The sequence below is a fragment of the Baekduia soli genome, assembly GCF_007970665.1.
GTDB lineage: Bacteria > Actinomycetota > Thermoleophilia > Solirubrobacterales > Solirubrobacteraceae > Baekduia > Baekduia soli.
The window spans coordinates 1,422,053-1,439,735 of record NZ_CP042430.1 but is presented as its reverse complement, the minus strand read 5'-3'; the positions used below and the strand labels follow the sequence as shown (position 1 = coordinate 1,439,735).

6 protein-coding genes are annotated in these 17,683 nt (G+C 65.2%); 5 read left to right on the top strand and 1 reads right to left on the bottom strand.

The annotated features are described in order from the left end of the window. Positions 1-59: 59 nt before the first annotated feature. Complete coding sequence (locus FSW04_RS06650) at positions 60-716, bottom strand: hypothetical protein (protein WP_146917597.1); 657 nt, start codon at positions 714-716, stop codon at positions 60-62. A 1,224-nt stretch (positions 717-1,940) separates the two neighbouring features. On the opposite strand from FSW04_RS06650, the gene FSW04_RS06645 reads away from it, so the two are divergent. The 5 genes from FSW04_RS06645 to FSW04_RS06625 are packed head-to-tail and all read left to right on the top strand — an operon-like array spanning position 1,941 to position 17,635. Beyond that, entirely contained in the window at positions 1,941-4,688 is a 2,748-nt protein-coding gene (locus FSW04_RS06645) for a DEAD/DEAH box helicase (RefSeq protein ID WP_228430950.1), read from the top strand. Further along, on the top strand, positions 4,685-9,274 hold the full coding sequence (locus FSW04_RS06640; RefSeq protein WP_146917592.1) for an Eco57I restriction-modification methylase domain-containing protein: 4,590 nt from the start codon (positions 4,685-4,687) through the stop codon (positions 9,272-9,274). Before FSW04_RS06645 ends, FSW04_RS06640 begins: the two co-directional genes overlap by 4 nt. Next, a complete protein-coding gene (locus FSW04_RS06635) occupies positions 9,271-15,465 on the top strand; it encodes a DEAD/DEAH box helicase (protein WP_146917590.1) in 6,195 nt (2,064 codons plus the stop codon). The genes FSW04_RS06640 and FSW04_RS06635 overlap by 4 nt, the downstream gene beginning before the upstream one ends. Beyond that, positions 15,465-17,180: a UvrD-helicase domain-containing protein gene (locus tag FSW04_RS06630; protein WP_146917588.1), complete on the top strand. Its 1,716-nt coding sequence runs from the start codon at positions 15,465-15,467 to the stop codon at positions 17,178-17,180. Before FSW04_RS06635 ends, FSW04_RS06630 begins: the two co-directional genes overlap by 1 nt. Then, positions 17,135-17,635, top strand: a complete 501-nt coding sequence (locus tag FSW04_RS06625; protein ID WP_146917585.1) for a 3'-5' exonuclease — start codon at positions 17,135-17,137, stop codon at positions 17,633-17,635. The genes FSW04_RS06630 and FSW04_RS06625 overlap by 46 nt, the downstream gene beginning before the upstream one ends. The last annotated feature ends 48 nt before the right edge of the window (positions 17,636-17,683 follow it).

The window sequence follows — 17,683 nt, the reverse complement described above, 5'->3', positions numbered from 1 at the left end:
GCCCCCGCGCCGGCTCGCAGCCCTACGGCACGGCGCGCTGGGCACCACTCGGACGCAGTTCAGCGCCCGAGCTGCAGGCGCCGATGAATCTCGTTGCGCACGGGTTCGGGGGCGCCGTGCCAGGCGGCGATCGTCACGGCCGTGCTCGGCGTGATGCGCTGATTCACTAGGCGACCGCGTTCGATGACAACGAGGCTCGCGAGCCGTGCGGCCAACGCCGGCGAGGCCACGAGGAACCGGACCTCGGCTAGCGAGCTAGCGAGATAGCTAGCAACGATGCTCGCTAGACGGCTAGCAGCCTTACTCGCGAACTCGATCTCGATCGCCACCCTTCGCCCTTCATGACCGACGATGAGATCGGGCCAGCGGCGACTCGTGATCCCGCGGTCATCGACGATGTCGACGCTGTAGCGGCCCAGGCCGTCGACCTCGCGGCCACGGCAATCACGCTCGGTCAAGACCTCCACTCGCCCGTCGGCGGCGAGCTCAAGCTGGGCGGCGAGCTCGACGATGGCCAGCTCGTGCTCGCGCTGCACCGCGACGCGCGGCGGCTTGCGCTTCGGCCGCCGGCCGATCAGCCGCGCGCCCTTCGTGCTCAGGTAGATCGCCCGGGTCTGCGAGACATGCTCGCGCACCGCGACTACCAGCCCCTCGCCCTCCAGGCGCCTGACCCGTCCCCGCGCGGCCTGCACGCTGACCCCGAACCGCAACGCCAACAGGTCCGTCGTGACAAACCGAAACCGGCCCGTCCACCCAAGCCACTCCTGATCCCGCTCTGCCTCTACTACGTCACGCCGACCGCGCTGAACCGGCCACCCCTCACCCGCCGCCACCGCAGCGTCCGCTCGCTCCTGCGCCGTCGCCCGTCCCCTCGCGTCCATGCGCCGCTTCCCGCCTGTTGTTCATGTTGTTGTTCTGTTCTCTCTGTCTCCTGGGTTCCTGGTCTGGTACTCGTACTGACCTCTAGTCCTGCTGGGCCCACCACCGCAAGCCCCTGGCCTCCTGCCATCCCTGGGACTGAGTCCGACCACCCGAGCCCGCTCGTCTCTGTTCTCATGGAGGGCGCGGGTGGTCGGGGTCAGGCCCAGGTCCAAGAACCCTGTGAACACTGGGCGATCCGCAGTGGTGGGCCCCTCGACAGACGAAAGGAGTCAACGAAAGGACAGCCCTCACCCGTAACCAGGTGCGGAGGAGCAGCGAGCAGGCGAGAAGCCCAAACCGTTCAACCCGAACCCAAGCAAGGGCTCATCCTGGCACGGACACCAGTCAGTCGACCGTGGGCGCTGGCGAGATAGGCTTCCCGCGCCGTGCTGACGGCCTGCGGCAGCGGACTGGTGGCACCGGTGGCCCGCGAATCGATCGCCCGTTAGCGCCGGCGATACTCGGTACTGAGAGCACCCAAGGCTACGAAGACACACAGACATGTTCGGCCGTGCCACGCCAGCGACTCAGATGCTTGCCCCCACGCGGGACACCACGACCCTGTTTCGCGGCCGTCACGGCTTGAGTTGGCCTTACGCCCCTGCACGCGCCCCGATCGTTAGCGGTGGTTGCCACTGCGCCACTCGCTTATTTCGGACTGCCGGCACCTCGGTTCGCGCACGGAGGTCCACCAAAATGCCGATCGACTGATGGCGGAAGCTGCGGCCACTGCCGGGTCTAACAGCTCACATCGGCTGAACAACAGCGCGCTGGTGCCGACGTGGCGTGACGTGGCGCGTCAGGTCTGCTGCCCATGACACGACTGGATACGACGCGCACCGCCGGCGCTCCGAGAGGAGTGACGGCGGGACGTCTTAGCGGGTGGAGATGCATGGGCGCGAGGCCAGGGCCAAGACACGCGAGCAAGTTCGAAACTAGGAGAGGATGCTAGGCCCGTGTCGAGGTTGAGTACCCCTACAGCTGCGATCCCTCTCCTTGCCGCCGGCGCGCGTGTTGAGGTGCGCGACGAGGACTGGCTGATCACCCGCGTCCAGCAGACGAAAGCGGATGGTCTCTTGGTCCGCGCCACCGGTCTCTCCGAGCTTGTGCGCGACCAGGAGGCGACGTTCTTCACGAACCTCGACGACATCAAGCCGCTGCGGCCCGAGGATACAACGCTCGTCCATGACGATTCGCCCGGCTTTCGCCGCGGACGCCTTTACCTCGAGGCGCTATTGCGACGGACTCCCCTGCCCGTCACCGAGATCCGCCCGGCGATTGGGCATCGCCAGCTGCTCGACCCACTCGACTACCAGGAGCGCGCGGTAGCTCTGGCGCTGGAGCAGCCGCGCCCTCGGCTGCTCATCGCTGACGCGGTGGGGCTCGGCAAGACGCTCGAGGTCGGGATGATTCTGTCCGAGCTCATCCGGCGCGGCCGCGGCGAGCGGATCCTCGTCGTCACGCCGAGGCACATTCTCGAGCAGTTCCAGCATGAGCTCTGGACGCGGTTTTGCCTCCCCCTCGTCCGCTTGGACTCCCAGGGCGTTGAGCGCGTGTGGCAGAAGATCCCGCGAACGCGGAACCCGTTCAGCTTCTACAAGCGGGTGATCGTCTCGATCGACACCCTGAAGAATCCTGGGCAGTACGGACCGCACCTCGAGCGAATCCACTGGGACGCGGTCGTGATCGATGAATGCCACAACGTGGCGAACCGCTCGGCGTTTCGAAACCGCCTCGCCCGCCTCTTGGCGCCGCGCACGGATGCACTGCTGTTGACGAGTGCCACGCCGCACAACGGCAAGCGCGAGTCGTTCGCTGAGCTGATCCGCATGCTTGATCCGACTGCCATCGCCGACCCGAAGTCGTACAAGCGCGAGGACATTGAGCACCTCTACATCCGTCGCTTCAAGAAGGACGTTGCAGCGGAGGTTGGCCACCAGTTCCCCGATCGCCTTCCGCCGAAGCCGATTGCAGTGCCCGCGAGCCCACGCGAGAACGCTGTGATCGCCGAGCTGGCGGGCGCCTGGCTGTACCCCGGCGCCGGCGGGTCGCCGGTGAGCGGCAAAGGAAGCCGCCTATTTCCGTGGACCCTCCTAAAGGCATTCCTGTCGTCCCACGTCGCTCTGCGAGACACCATTCTCGAGCGGCGCAAGAAACTGAGCCCAGCGGTGGGGCAGACCGAGGAACAAGAGCGCGAGGATGGCGCTCTCGCCGAGCTCGCCGCCCTCAACGACCAGATCGACGATGACTCCAGCGCCAAGCTTCGGCGCCTCATTGACGAACTCAAGACGCTCGGAGTGGGTCCTCGATCGACGGAACGAGTCGTCGTGTTCTCCGAACGGATCGCCACGCTGCACTGGCTCGCCGAAACCGTGTCGAAGGCCTTGAAACTGCCCGACAAGGCCGTGGCTGTCATGCACGGCGGCCTGCCCGACACCGAGCAGATGCGAATCGTCGAGGAGTTTGGCCAGGACTCCAGACCGCTTCGCCTACTGTTCACGGGCGACGTTGCCTCCGAGGGTGTGAACCTTCACAAGTCCTGCCATCACTTGATCCACTTCGACCTTCCCTGGAGCGTGATCCGCATCGATCAGCGCAACGGGCGGATCGATCGCTACGGGCAGCGACACGCGCCTGAGATCCGCGCGCTCCTGCTCCAACCCGACCACGACAAGGTCCGGGGCGACCTCGCTGTCCTGAAACGGCTGCTCGAGAAGGAACACGAGATCCATCAGACGCTCGGCGAGGCCGCCGCCCTCATGGGGTTGCACGCGGTCGACCTCGAGGAGGACGCGATAGCCAAGGCGCTGGCTGCCGGCGAGAGCGCGGAGAGCGCGGTCCCTGAGGAGCCCGACCTCGACAGCTTCGACCTTCTGGCTCTCATGGCAGGCGGAACCGACAGCGGGCCCGTCGAGGTCGCAGAGCCGATCACGCTGGTCGAGGACCACGCCACGTTCGTCCACGAGGCTCTTGAGGAGGAGTCGAAGAAGCCCCACACGGAACTGAATATCGCGATCGAACCCGAGAACTCGTTCTTGGCATTCGATCCCCCGCGTGACCTTCAGCGTCGTCTGAGCGTGCTCCCGCAGAGCTACCTCAACGAGCGCAAGATCACGCAGCGTCTCAAGCTTACGACCGACAAAGACGTCGCCACAGCGCAGCTCGTCGCAGCGCAGCGGGCCGAGGGCACGATGTGGCCAGAGACGGGATACCTCGGCGAGCAGCACCCGGTCGTCGAATGGCTGGTCGACAAGGTGCTCGCCAACTTCGGGCGCGGTGAAGCTCCTGTATTTATCGGTGACGTCGCCAGCCCTGTCGTGCTTCTGCTGGCGATGTGTTCCAATCAACGCGGGCAGGCCACGGTCGTCGAGTGGCTCGCGGCTGAGCGAACAGCGTCAGGAGATGTGCACGTTGAACCCTTGCCGGCCGTCCTGAAGGCCGCCGGCATCGGCCCAAGCATGGTGAACACCGGTGCCGAGCTCGACATCACGGCGGCGCAGGCGCTGATCCCAAAGGCCGTCGATAAGGCCAAGGCGTACGTGATCGAGCGTCGCGCCGAGCAAGAATCACGACTCGAGCAGGAGCTCGCGCGGATGCGCGCCCGAGCCCAGTCGTGGGAGCAACTCACCCTCGAGCTCGCCACGAAGACGACCGAGCGCGAAAAGGCCGCTCAGGTGCGCACCGATGCCGAGCTGCTGGCTGACCGGATGTCCAGTCACGGCCAACCGCTGCTTCGCGTGGTCGGCGCGATCCTCCCAGCCGCATGAGCTTCCCGTCGATCACCAACAACCAGGAGTTCTTCTCCGATCATTACCTCGAGGCGATCATCGCGACCGATCTCAAGGGCTTGCGCGCCGACTGGGACGCGCGGGAGCAACTCGACGAGCAGACATCGCGCCGTGGCGTTCGCTCACTCCGTGCCCCGTTCGCCAAGCTCAAGCTGGACGCCGAGACAGCCGAGGTAGGCCGCGACTTGGAGCCACTTCGGGCCCTCCACGACGCCGTCCTCACATCTCTTGGGTTCAAGCCAGCGCGCCACGCGATCGAGACTACGCGGGGAGAGGTGGTCCCCGTCGCTCTCCCGGTGGCGCACGACACCACTCTGCCCACGGGTTTGCGCCTTGTTGCGCTCGAAGCGCTGTACGCGACATCGCCGGATGAAGCACTCGGGGCCGACTCGAGGCTCGTTGAGCCGCTCATCCTGGACGGGGCCGAGATCGCGGAGCCCACGAAGGCGATCAGTCTTGCATTCACGGTCGACGATCCGCCGCGCCATATTCTCCTGCTGGCCGGCGCGACTCTGGTGCTGTGCGCGAGGGACTCTTGGCCCGAAGGACGGTTCCTCGCTGTCGATCTCGACCTCGCTCTAGGTCGCAACGACGTCAGGCCCAAAGGCGAGCTCGACACCATTGCGGCGCTGTTCTCGCGCGACGCCCTCGTTCCCGGGGAGACCGGTGAGGCGATCATCGATGAACTCGGGACGAGTTCCCTCAAGCAAGCGATCGGCGTCTCGGAGGATTTGCGTGAGGGCGTCCGACGCTCCATCGAAGACGTGGCAAACGAGATCGTTACACAGCGCCTCGCGAAGAACCTCAGGATCTACAACGAGCCGGACGTGGCGCGTCGCCTCACCCGCGAGTCCCTCCGCTTCCTCTACCGAATCCTCTTCCTTCTCTATGCCGAGGCACGGCCCGATTTGGGCATCGTTCCCAGCCTTGGCGAGGGCTATCGGGATGGATACGGCCTCGACCGCCTTCGCGAGCTCGCGCTCACCGAACTCACGACCGACCACGCAAACGATGGCACCCACCTGCACGACTCGCTCGACATCCTGTTCGAGCTAGTAAACGATGGCTATCACTACGAGTTCGCGCAGCAGCAGTTCACCGAGCCCGGCGACGCGATCGACGACACGGGCCTGATCTTTGAGCCGCTGAACTCTGAGCTGTTCGGACCGAACGCCACACCGCTGCTCGACTCCATCAGGGTGCGCAACGAGGTCGTACAGCGCATCCTCGCGCGGCTGTTGCTGACTGAGGAGAAAGGGGGCCGGGAACGGCGCTTCGTCTCCTACGCGACGCTCGGGATCAACCAACTCGGTGCCGTCTACGAGGGACTCATGGCATACACCGGCTTCTTGGCGGACGAGGACCTGCACGAAGTCCGCAAGCCCGGGTCGGAGGAGAAACACGGCACGTGGGTTGTGCCCGTCGGCATGTCCGACAAGTACGACGACGACGTGTTCGTCACCGAGATCGGCGAAGACGGCGTCTCACGCCGCGTCACCCACAAGAAAGGCTCGTTTGTCTATCGCCTCTCGGGTCGTGATCGCCAGCGCTCGGCCTCGTATTACACGCCGGAAGTTCTGACGCGCTGCGTCGTCAAGCACGCGCTTGAGGAACTCCTCGATCAGAACGGGCAGACGACAAGCGCTGACGCCGTTCTCGATCTCACGATCTGCGAGCCGGCGCTCGGCTCCGGCGCCTTCCTAAACGAGGCGATCAACCAGCTCTCGGCCGAGTACCTGGCGCGTAAGCAGACCGAGCTCGAGGACACGATCGATCCAGAAAAATACGCGACCGAGCTCCAGAAGGTCAAAACGCACTTTGCACTACACCAGAGCTATGGCGTGGACCTCAATGCCACCGCGGTCGAACTCGCGGAGGTCTCGCTGTGGCTCAACGCTATGCACCCGGGATTGCGCGCGCCATGGTTTGGCCTGCACTTGCGTCGCGGTAACTCGCTCATCGGCGCGCGTCGCGCGGTCTATTCCGGTGCCCAGCTCGAGGGGAGGAAGTGGCTCAAGGCGATCCCTGAGGATCGCGCCCTAGCGGCCGACGCATTGGCCTCAGGGGAAGTCCACCACTTCCTGTTGCCCGCCGAGGGGTGGGGCGCCGTGGCGGGCACGAGGGAAGCGCAGGAGCTGCGAGCCGACGCAGTTGAGACGCTCAAGCAATGGCACAAGGGCGTCACCGACAAACTCAGCGAGAACGACATCGCTCGATATGCCGCGCTGGCCGGCCGCGTTGAAGCGCTGTGGGAGCTCGCGACCGTACGGCTCAAGCTCGCTGAGCAAGACCTGCGCCGACCGCTCGCGCTCTACCCGGACACCAAAGCAGGAGAGGGCGGTGGACGGACGACGCGGGCTGCACTCGAGGTCTCGCTGGGCGACGAGAACACCCCGCTGGCGCGACTGCGGCTGGCGATGGACGCCTGGTGCGCAATGTGGTTCTGGCCACTTGAGCCAACCGGCGAGATCTCCCCGCCTACACGCACCGAGTGGCTGTCAGCGCTCGAGGGGCTTCTTGGCATCGACCCAGCTGACCATGCTGTGGCTCGGCCAGCACAAATCGACCTGTTTGCTGATCTCGACGCGCTCGAGGCGCGCGAGGCTGAGCTCGCGGCCGGGTTGTTGATGCCGACGGTCGATCAAGTACGTCAACAGCATTCATGGCTCGGGATCGCGTGCGACATCGCCAGCCGTGAAGGCTTCTTTCACTGGGAGCTTGAATTTGCGCCCGTGTTTCAGCGAGGCGGCTTTGACCTGCAGGTCGGAAACCCGCCCTGGGTAAGACCCGAATGGAATGACATCGATGCACTAGCCGAGTTCGATCCGTGGTTCGGATTGACCAATCGCCCAGCCGCCGACGTCATCAAGCAGCGCCGAGGGCTGACGCTAGCGGTGGAAGAAGACCGGCGGGCGTACTTGGAGGAGGTTGCCTCTGTCGAGGCGACAGCAACGTTCTTGTCCGATCCGCCTCTGTCACCGCTCACGGTCGGGCTTCACAACAATCTCTTCCTGGGCTTTCTTGTGGCGGCTTGGCGCCACCAGCGCGCATCGGGAATCTCGGGTCTGGTGCATCCGAGCGGATTCTTCTTCGATCCCCATGGCGCTCGACTCAGAGCCGCCGCGTACGAGCGGATCCGCAGGTTCTGGCACTTCAACAACGGCGACAAGCTGTTTGAAGAGATAGGCAACACGCGACCCTATGCGTTGATGGTATACGGGGACGCGGGGCCAGTTGGGTTCAGGTTCATCGCAAACGCGCGTGTGCCTTCCACAGTCGACCTATCGTTGGTCCACGACGGAGAAGGCGAGCCGCCGGGCATGAAGACCGCCGAGGGCGACCCCGATCGTCGGCCGCATTCGGCTCGAGTAATCCACGTTGATGAGGGAGTCATCCGCTCGTGGGCTGAACTCTTCTCCGAGGAGAGCGATGCGCTCGACGCCCGGCTGGTATTGCCGTACACGATTGACGACCTGGAAGTGCTTGCAACTCTAGCCAGGAGTCCCAGTCGACTAGGGCAACATCATTTTTGGCTCAGTCGTGGATTGGACGAAACTGGTGCAGTCCGAGACGGTGACATCGTTCGGACGAGCACGAGTCCGGCGTCGTGGCACGAGGCCATTCTCCAAGGGCCACACATTCACGTATCGCTTCCGTTCTACAAGGAGCCCAATGTCCCGTGCCGGAACCACCGCGACTACACCGCAACCGATCTCGAATCGCTTCCAGCTACGCATGTCCCACGAACAAACTTCGCGCTTGTTGGACACAAGTCGACCGTGTCGCTGGCGGAGGATTGGGACGGTCGCCCATCGACTGAGCGGTATCGGTGCTGCTTCAGTCGCCGAGTCGATCCTCTGGGTGAGCGAACGCTCCAAGCCGCGCTGATTCCCCCCGGGCCTCTTCACGTCGACGTGTGCAACTCGCTGGTGGGGCGCGATGATGCGTGGACTGTCAGAATCGTCGGTCTTTGGTCGTCGCTGCCCCTCGATTTTCTCGTCAAAGCGTCCGGTAAGGACAACGTCCGCGGCGAGCTGATCCGGCCCTTCCCTCTACCCACGGACGACGCATTGTTTCGTCCGCTCATGGCGCGCACCTTGCGACTTAACTGTCTCACGGCCGACTTTGGCGAGATTTGGGCGGACCTCTTCGCCGAGGCAAACTTCGCACAGGACGCCTGGACAAGTGACGACGCACGCCTCCCAACATTCGAAGACGCCTCGAGGTCGTGGTCCGTCAACACTCCGCTACGGATGGCCTACGCGCGTCGGCATGCGCTGGTTGAACTCGATGCCCTGTCGGCACTGTTGCTTGGCCTGTCTGCCGACCAGCTCTGCGGGATCTATCGCACGACCTTCGGTGTACTCCGCAAGTACGAGCACCTCATGCGGTATGACCAGAGCGGACGCGAGGTGCCCCGTGACGTCTGGCGAGCGTACGCGGCCGACCCGGATGGCACTAGCGTTGGGCGCTTCGATCCACCGTTCACGAAGCCAGACCGTGAGGCTGACATGCGCCGGGCATACGTCGTATTCGCCGAACGGTACGGGGGCGGTGTCGAATGATTCCGAGTCTGGCGGCGACGGAATTGCGGGAAGCTATCGTCGAGTACCTGTCCACGACGTTTGCAATCGGAGACGAGGAGACGCGGGGCGCGCTGATCGACTTTCTCACGGATGACACCGACGGGATCTTCCGCGGTCCCTTCCTGCGGGTGCGGACGCCGTTCAAGCGCGTTGATCCGGCGTGGCTTCAGCGATCGCCACTTGATTGGATGCCAAAGGACTTCCAGCCATTCGAGCATCAGGCGAAGGCGTTCGAACGGCTGGGATCTCGCGACGGTGAGCCACAGCCGACGCTGGTTACAACGGGGACGGGCTCCGGCAAGACCGAGTGCTTCCTGACGCCGATCCTCGACCACTGTGCGCGCGCGGTCCACGCCGGTCAGCCCGGGATCAAAGCGCTGATCCTGTATCCGATGAACGCGCTCGCCTCTGACCAGGCGGGTCGCATTGCGCGCACAATTCATGAGCACTCGGAGCTCGCGGGGGTGCGCGCGGGGATCTTCGTCGGCGGGGAGAGCAGCGGCACCTCGGTGATGACGGAGTCGCGCATCATCGACGACCAGCACACCCTGCGGTCGGCCCCGCCCGACATCCTGCTGACGAACTACAAGATGCTGGATTTCCTGCTACTGCGGGACACAGACCGTGAGCTGTGGGCGGAGACTGGAGCGGGGGTGCTGCGTTACCTCGTCCTTGACGAGTTCCACACATACGACGGCGCACAGGGGACCGATGTCGCCATGCTGCTCCGCCGCCTCGGTGTGACTCTAGGCCTCGGCGATTCCTCGCATGGACCCTTGGGTTCGGTCGCCCCAGTGGCGACGTCGGCGACCCTCGGCGACTCTGCCGCCGGCGCGGACGCTCTCCGTGAATTCGCGGAGTCCGTGTTCGGGCGCCCGTTCCAAACCGACTCGGTCATCGTCGAGCGCAGAGAGTCGGTCAACGACTGCTGCAAGCCCGTCGACTGGGACTTGCCCGCCCCGGAAATCGATGACTTGCGCACCCTTGACGGTACGGACATGGATGACGTTGCCGCAGCGTTCATCGGGCGCACGCCGGGAAGCGCGGTCGACCTGGGTGACACGCTCCTTGCCCACCGCATGACGCGCGCGGTCCTCGGAGCTGTCGGCGGGCGGCCGACGCCAGTCGCAGACGCAATCGAAGAGATCGCCCTTCGCGTCTCGGAGTGGGGTCCGCATCTCGGTCGCGATCGCCGAGCCGTGGAGCACGCCGTCGCTCTCTACTTGGGGCTGCTATCGGTAGCTCGTCGGCCCGGGCCCTCTGGGGGATCTCCGGTTCCCTTGTTCTCGGTTGAGGTCCAGCTGTGGATCCGAGAGGTCTCACGCGTAACGCGGCTCGTTCAGGCAGCACCCGAATTTCGTTGGCTCGACGGCGCCGCGCCCGAACCAGAGGAGCTCCCGGAGGAGGAGCCGCCACCGACGGCGCCCGCGATCTACTGCCGGCTGTGCGGCAGAACGGGTTGGATGGCGCGTTCGTCGGAGATGAATGCCTCCTTGTCGTTCGTCGAGTCCGGTGTCTACGAGGACAGCGTCCGCAGCAGTCCACGGCTCCGGGCGCTGATCCGGTCTTCATCCGAGGAGGCAGGCGTGCAGTACCTCGACCCCGATCATGTCGCGCTGCACGTCAAACCGCGGCCGGCGTGCTTGCCCGTTCTTGTGACGCCCGGCGACGACGAGGCACGCCGGAGCGAGTGTCCGTCATGCGGCGGCATCGAAGGGATCCGGTTTGTCGGAAGTCGTGTCGCGAGCCTCGCCTCGGTGTCGATCTCGCAGCTGTTCGGCTCGGAGCTCGTCGACGACGGCGAGCGCAAGCTGCTCGCCTTCACCGATTCCGTTCAAGACGCAGCGCATCGAGCAGCGTTCTTCAACGGGCGAACACATCGCTTCAACCAGCGCATCGCGATCACATCGATCGTCAAGGATTCGCAGGATGGCCGGCTTACTCTGGCGGAACTTGGTCCCGAGCTAATGCGCGCGGCGGCGAGTTCCTCGACGCCAGCGGAGGAGTTTTACGAACTCGTTCCGCCGGATCTCCTGCGTCACTTCGGCATCCGAACGCTGTGGGATGGCGAGCCCAAGGCGCCGGGGGCAAGTCAGATTCTCGGCCGACGCGTTGAGTTCGAAACCCACCTCGAGTTCGGACTGCGGGCACGGCTCGGACGGACAATTGAACTCACGGGGGCACTCGCCGCGGAGGTGCCGGTCACTGACATTGATCACCTGGCCGCCCTGGTGATCGAAGCACGAGACGACCTGGTCGCACAGATCGAGCTGGTCCCTGAGACGGAGAGCTTCGAGGATCCGAAGGTCTACTTGCGCGGCCTCCTCGAGCGGACACGACTTCAAGGAGCGATCTTCCATCCTTGGCTCAAGAGCTACGTGAAAGACGAAGGGCGTCGCTACCTGATCTGGGGCGGGCGTCCGGATGGGTTGCCGGCGTTCCCGAGTGGCCAAAGCGCGCCGACGTTTCTGATCGACGCGCAAGGATCGCCGTTTGACGCGCTTGAGAGTCGAGGTGGCAGTCCTGTCTGGACCGCGGACTGGGCCAGCCGGACGCTGAGACTTCCGTTGGGCTATGCCCGCGACTTCACTCGCGTCGTGCTCACGCTGCTCGCCGCGGAGGACGTGATCTCCACGCAGAAGAGCACGAAGGGCAATACGATTTACGGACTTGAGCCATCCGGGATCGCCGTGCACGACGTCCCCACCGGCGACAGCCCAGTGCTCCGATGCCGAGTCTGCGCTCACCGCCATGCCGCCCCGCTGCAGAACGTCGCGATATGGGACAACGCGCCGTGTCTGCGCTACCGCTGTCCCGGACGGTACGAGCCGATCGCACGCGAGGCCAGCGCCTATTACCGGCGGCTCTATCGAAGCGGCACGCCGCGGCGAACGGTGGCCGCCGAGCACACTGGGGGGCTTGACCGCCAGACGCGGGAAAGACTAGAGAATGCGTTCAAGCACGGGCATGCGCCCGGGACGCCAAACGTGCTCGCATGTACACCGACGCTCGAGATGGGAGTCGATATCGGGGATCTGTCCGCGGTGATGCTGACTTCTGTTCCGAGATCGTCCGCGTCGTACGTGCAGCGTGTGGGTCGCGCCGGTCGCGCGAGCGGGAACGCGCTCGTGACGACCTTCGTGCGGACGGAACCTCGGAGCCTGTACTTCCTCACCGATCCCCGGCACATGATCGCCGGCGTCGTGCGCCCGCCGAGTTGCTGGCTTGACGCGATCGAGATCCTGCGCCGCCAGTACGTCGCGTTCGTGCTGGATCGTGCCGCCGACGGCAGCATTCCGGTGGCGGCGATGCCGCAGCGTATCGGTGGGCTTGTGAAGGACTCCGCGGACATGAATGGCGTCCTCAGAACGATCCTCGCGACGCACCATGCCGATCCCGCCTCGTACGTCAATACGTTCCTCAAAGGGTTCGGCAGACACGTATCGAAGGCGACCGCTGAGCGACTCCGTGACTTTGCCAAGGACGGGTTCGACGACCGCGTGCTGGGTCGGCTGGGTGAGTGGGATGCCGAGTACAAGGACCTCCAGCTTCGCCGCGATCGGCTCACCAAGCGCATCAAAGACCTGCAAGCAAGGTCGACCAGGACTGAGGACGAGGAGTTCGAGCTTAAGTCGCTCTTGGGTGAGCGAAAGGCGACGATCGGCCGGTTTCAGAAGCTGCGTGAGGAGTACACGCCGACGGCGCTCGAGCGACTCGGGCTGCTCCCAAACTACACGCTCGTCGACCATGGCGTCACCCTGAACGTCGCGCTTTGGGCGCCGACCGCCGACGGTGACTACAGGACGGAAAACATCGAGTACAAGCGGCCGGCGACGCTCGCGATCCGCGAGCTCGCGCCGGGGGCGCGGTTCTACGCGGGTGGACATCGTGTGATCGTGGATGCCCTCGACCTCGGTCCGGCGAGCGAGCCGGCGTATGAGCGATGGTGGCTCTGTCCCGAATGTGGGTACGGCACCGCAGACCAGGGCGCACCTGGTACTTGCCCGCGTTGCTCGAGCCCCTCGATCGCCGACGCGCAATCACGCCACTTGGTCCTCCCGTTCACCGGCTCCTCTGCGCAGTCGAGCGAGGAGAACGCCCGAATCAGCGACGACACCGAAGACCGTGAGCGAACACCGTTCACGATCGTCACAACCGTCGACGTCGACCCCGATGATGTCCGTCCCGAGCGTGCCTGGCGCGCAAGAAACGAGGACCAGCCGTTCGGGTTCGAGTATGCCGTGGCGACTTTGCGCTGGCTGAACGTCGGTCACCGCGACAAGCCGGGCGACAGCGTGAGCCTCGGGGGGCGCGACGATATTCGTGCGTCCCGGTTCGAAACGTGTCGGTACTGCGGAGTCGTGCAGAGCGTTCCAGAGACGTTCGGTCGTACTCCTCCCGCGGAGGGCTTCCATCGTGGCTGGTGCCTCACGCGTTCGAGCGCTCGGAATCCGGAATACGACCGGCCGATTCTGGCTCATGAGCTGCGCACCGATGTCGTCCGAATCGCGCTACCGCTCGCCGACTTCGAGGTCGACGAGCGGCTAGCGAGCTTCCGGGCCGCCCTTCTGTTCGGACTGCAGCTGCATTTCGGCGGCACTCCGGATCACCTACGGGCCGTCGTGAGCGATGCTCCCGGCGGATCGGATGGCGGCCGGAGACGGTTCCTCGTCATTCACGACATCGTCCCCGGTGGAACCGGCTACCTAGAGCGTCTTGCCGACCCCGAGGCGCTCAAGGGGATCCTCGAAGTTGCGCGGGGAGAGATTGCGCGTTGCCCCTGCAAAGATGAAGGGCGGGCCGCATGCCACCGCTGCCTTCTCGGTCATGCCGACCACGGCGAGGCGGACATCGTGTCGCGGCGCCTGGCGCTCGAGCTTTTGGATGAACTGCTACGCGACTGGGACCTCATCCCCGTCCCGACGATCGGCAATCTCCCCATCGGCGCGGTCGAGGAGAGCGAACTCGAACGGCGGCTTCGCGCGGCCCTCATCGCCTGGGGCGAGCGCACCGAAGGAGCGTCGGTCACGAAGCAACCGGGCGCGGCTCAATACCCTGATCTCGAACTCCGTGTCCCATCCGTCGATGGCGAGCAGCTGCTTCGTTGGCGTATCCGGGAGCAGCACGACCTCGACACCTCGCCGCCGACCCGCCCCGACTTCCTGATCGAGCGCGTCGACGGCAATGCCCGCGCTATCGCCCTGTACTCAGACGGGTTCCAATACCACGCCTCGCCGGCGAAGCGGACGACGCTCGCGGACGACGCACGGAAGCGACACGGCGTTCGGGCCAGCGGGCGTTTGGCGTGGAGCATGGACTGGAAGGACGTCGAAGACTTCCGCAGGGCCGTGACCGCGGACATCGCGAAGCAACCTCCGAACCTCGAACTGCTCGACTCGAGTCGCCGCAAGACTGCCGAGACGGTCCAACACCAGCGCGGCGGAAAGCTTTCGATTGACACCCTCGAGCGCAACCCGCTTCGCATGCTCTTGAACTACCTGGCGGACCCCGTGGAGGAAGACTGGCGACGCTTGGCGCGTAGCGCCGTTGCCGGCGCGATGTCAGGACTGACCCCCGATACAGGCGAGGGAGTCGCTGCGTTCCACAGCTCCACCATGAACGGAGCTCGGTTTGACGCAACGCTGAATACCGCAGGCGTCGCCGGGGCGAACGGGGAGGCATGGACGGTGCGGCTGGTACTCGCCGACGATGCGGACGGGGTGCACGACACCGACCACCGCGACCGGTGGCGCGACTGGCTTCACTGGGGCAACGTGCTCCAGTTCCTCGACGGCGACGGCTGCCAGGCCCTGATCACGACGGCGAGTATCGAGCCAGATGTTGCAGTTGATCTTGACGCCGTCGGTCCGACAGCGCCCGAGCCCGCCGTAGCTGACGACGTCCTCCCCGACGACGTCGAGGCGGAGATCGCGCTGGCCGATGGGTCGGTCCAGTCCCTCTTGCGGGCCGTCGCTGCCGACCCGCGAGCACGTGGCTTCGTCGTCGGGGAAGAAACCGACGATGGAGGCTTGATCGAAGTCGCATGGCCTGACTCGAAGGTTGCGGTGCTCATAGATGGACAGGAAGCGCCGGAAGGCTGGACGGCGCATCCGGTCGCTGAGTGGGACCCGCCGACGCTGGTTGAAGCCGTCGCTATTGGACAGCCCTGATGGCCCAGATCGCGCTCGCAAAGACGTTCATGGAGGACCTCGTCAAGCTCGACCGTGGCCTGCAGCGCAAGGTGCAGGAGATGATCGGGCGCCTGCAGCGCGATCACAGCTCGAAGGGTCTCAATCTCGAGCGCTACAACGCCGCCGAAGACAGCCGTTCGAGGACCGCACGGGTGGATATCCACACCAGAGCGATCCTCGCCGCGGGCGGGAGCGACACCTACATCCTCGTCAAGGTACTTCCGCACGATCAGGCAGATCGGTGGATGGAGAACAACAAGTTCAACGTCAACCAGCTCACGGGCGCCCTTGAGGTCATCGACGTCACGGCGGTTGAGAATGTGCCCGCGGCGATGGCGGTTACGCCTGAGCGGGCGGCGCGACCGCTTGACGACGTTCCCGACAAGGCATTCGCGCAGCTCGGGATCACCGACCAACGCGTCATCGACGTCGCGCGCAGGATGGCGAGCGCGGAAGAAGTCGAGTTGCTTGCGAGCGCGCTTCCCGACGATCAAGCTGAAGCACTGACGGGTCTCGCCATCGGCATGAGCGTTGACGAGATCTACGCCGGGATGGTCGCGCGGCTCGACGAGCCCTCCAAACCTGTCGCGCCCGATACCGACGACCTGGCCGCCGCGGTGAAACGTCCGGCGTCGCGTGGTGCTTTCTTGGTCCTCGATGACGAGGACGCGCTTGTCGACGTACTCACCCGCGACTTCGAGGCGTGGCATGTCTTCCTCCATCCGAGCCAGCGAGCCGTTGTCGAGAGGCAATTCAACGGGCCCGCACGCGTCACGGGTGGCGCTGGAACCGGCAAGACCGTCGCGCTTCTGCACCGCGCGCGTCATCTCGCCGAAGCCGCCGGGGTCGACGGTCCTCGGGTTCTCGTCACCACGTTCACCACCAACCTTCAGGAGTCCCTCGTCGAAAGCCTGCGCGCTCTCGGCGGCCCGGAGCTGCTGGAGCGCATCCACGTGACGACCGTCGACGCGCTTGCTCGGCGGACTGTTGCTGACGCCGAGCAGGTGGTGAATGTCCGCGTCTTGGTCGGGCGCGGTGTTGACGAGCTCTGGCAAGACGTCATCGACGAAGAGGGCTTCCCCTTCTCGAAAGAGTTTCTCTCCCAGGAATACGAACAGGTGATTCTCGCGCGCAACATCCAGACCAGGGACGAGTACTTCGGGACCCCTCGTCCGGGTCGCGGCGTGCGCCTCCCGCGCCGTGATCGCGCCGAGGTGTGGCGTGCGGTCGAGGCCTTCGAGGCCGCGCTCCAGCGATCCGGCAAGCGAACCTTTCTTCAACTCGCCGCGGCGGCGGCAGGCTATCTCGATGCCGCGGTCGTCAAGCCGTACGATCATGTGCTCGTTGACGAGGCGCAGGATCTCCATCCCGCCCAATGGCGTCTCTTGCGCGCGGCGGTTGCCCCCGGCCAGAACGACCTCTTCATCGCCGGCGATGCGCACCAGCGCATCTACGACCACCGGGTTTCATTGAGCGCCTTGGGCATTGAGACGCGTGGCCGCTCGACGCGTCTGCGCGTGAACTACAGAACGACCCATGAGATCCTCCGCTGGTCGCTTGAGCTGCTTGCAGGCCAGGCCTTCGATGACCTCGACGACGGCGAGGACTCACTCGATGGGTACCGGTCGGTCACCCGCGGGGCGGGCCCGTGGTCAACGGTTACGCGACTCGCCGCGAAGAGCTCGATGCCTTGACCGAGCAAGTTCGAGCGTGGCAGGTCGACGGGATCAACCTGGACGAGATCGGCATCTGCGCGCGTACCAGGCAAATCGCCGAGGTCGCCGAACAGCACCTGCGGCAAGCCGGTCTCCTGCCGGCTGACTCCCACGGCGCGATCCGCGGGCCCTACGTCGGAACGATGCACGGGATGAAGGGTCTGGAGTTTCGCTCCGTGGCGATGCTCGACGTCGGGGCGACGTCGGTGCCACTGCCCATCGCCGTTACTGACGAGAGCGAGGATGCCGTCCGTCACGCGCACGATCTGCAACGGGAGCGGTGCCTGCTGTACGTGGCAGCGACGCGAGCGCGAGAAGCGCTGGCGGTGTCGTGGACCGGGCAACCGTCTCGCCTTCTCGTGGCTAACGCCGCGTCGCGCGGTCGAACGTCAGATCCACAGCTTGGTAGTCAGCGCCGGGACACAACTCCTTGAGTACGCTGCCACATCCGCTGCCGGTCACGCGGCTGAGCGAGTAGGCGC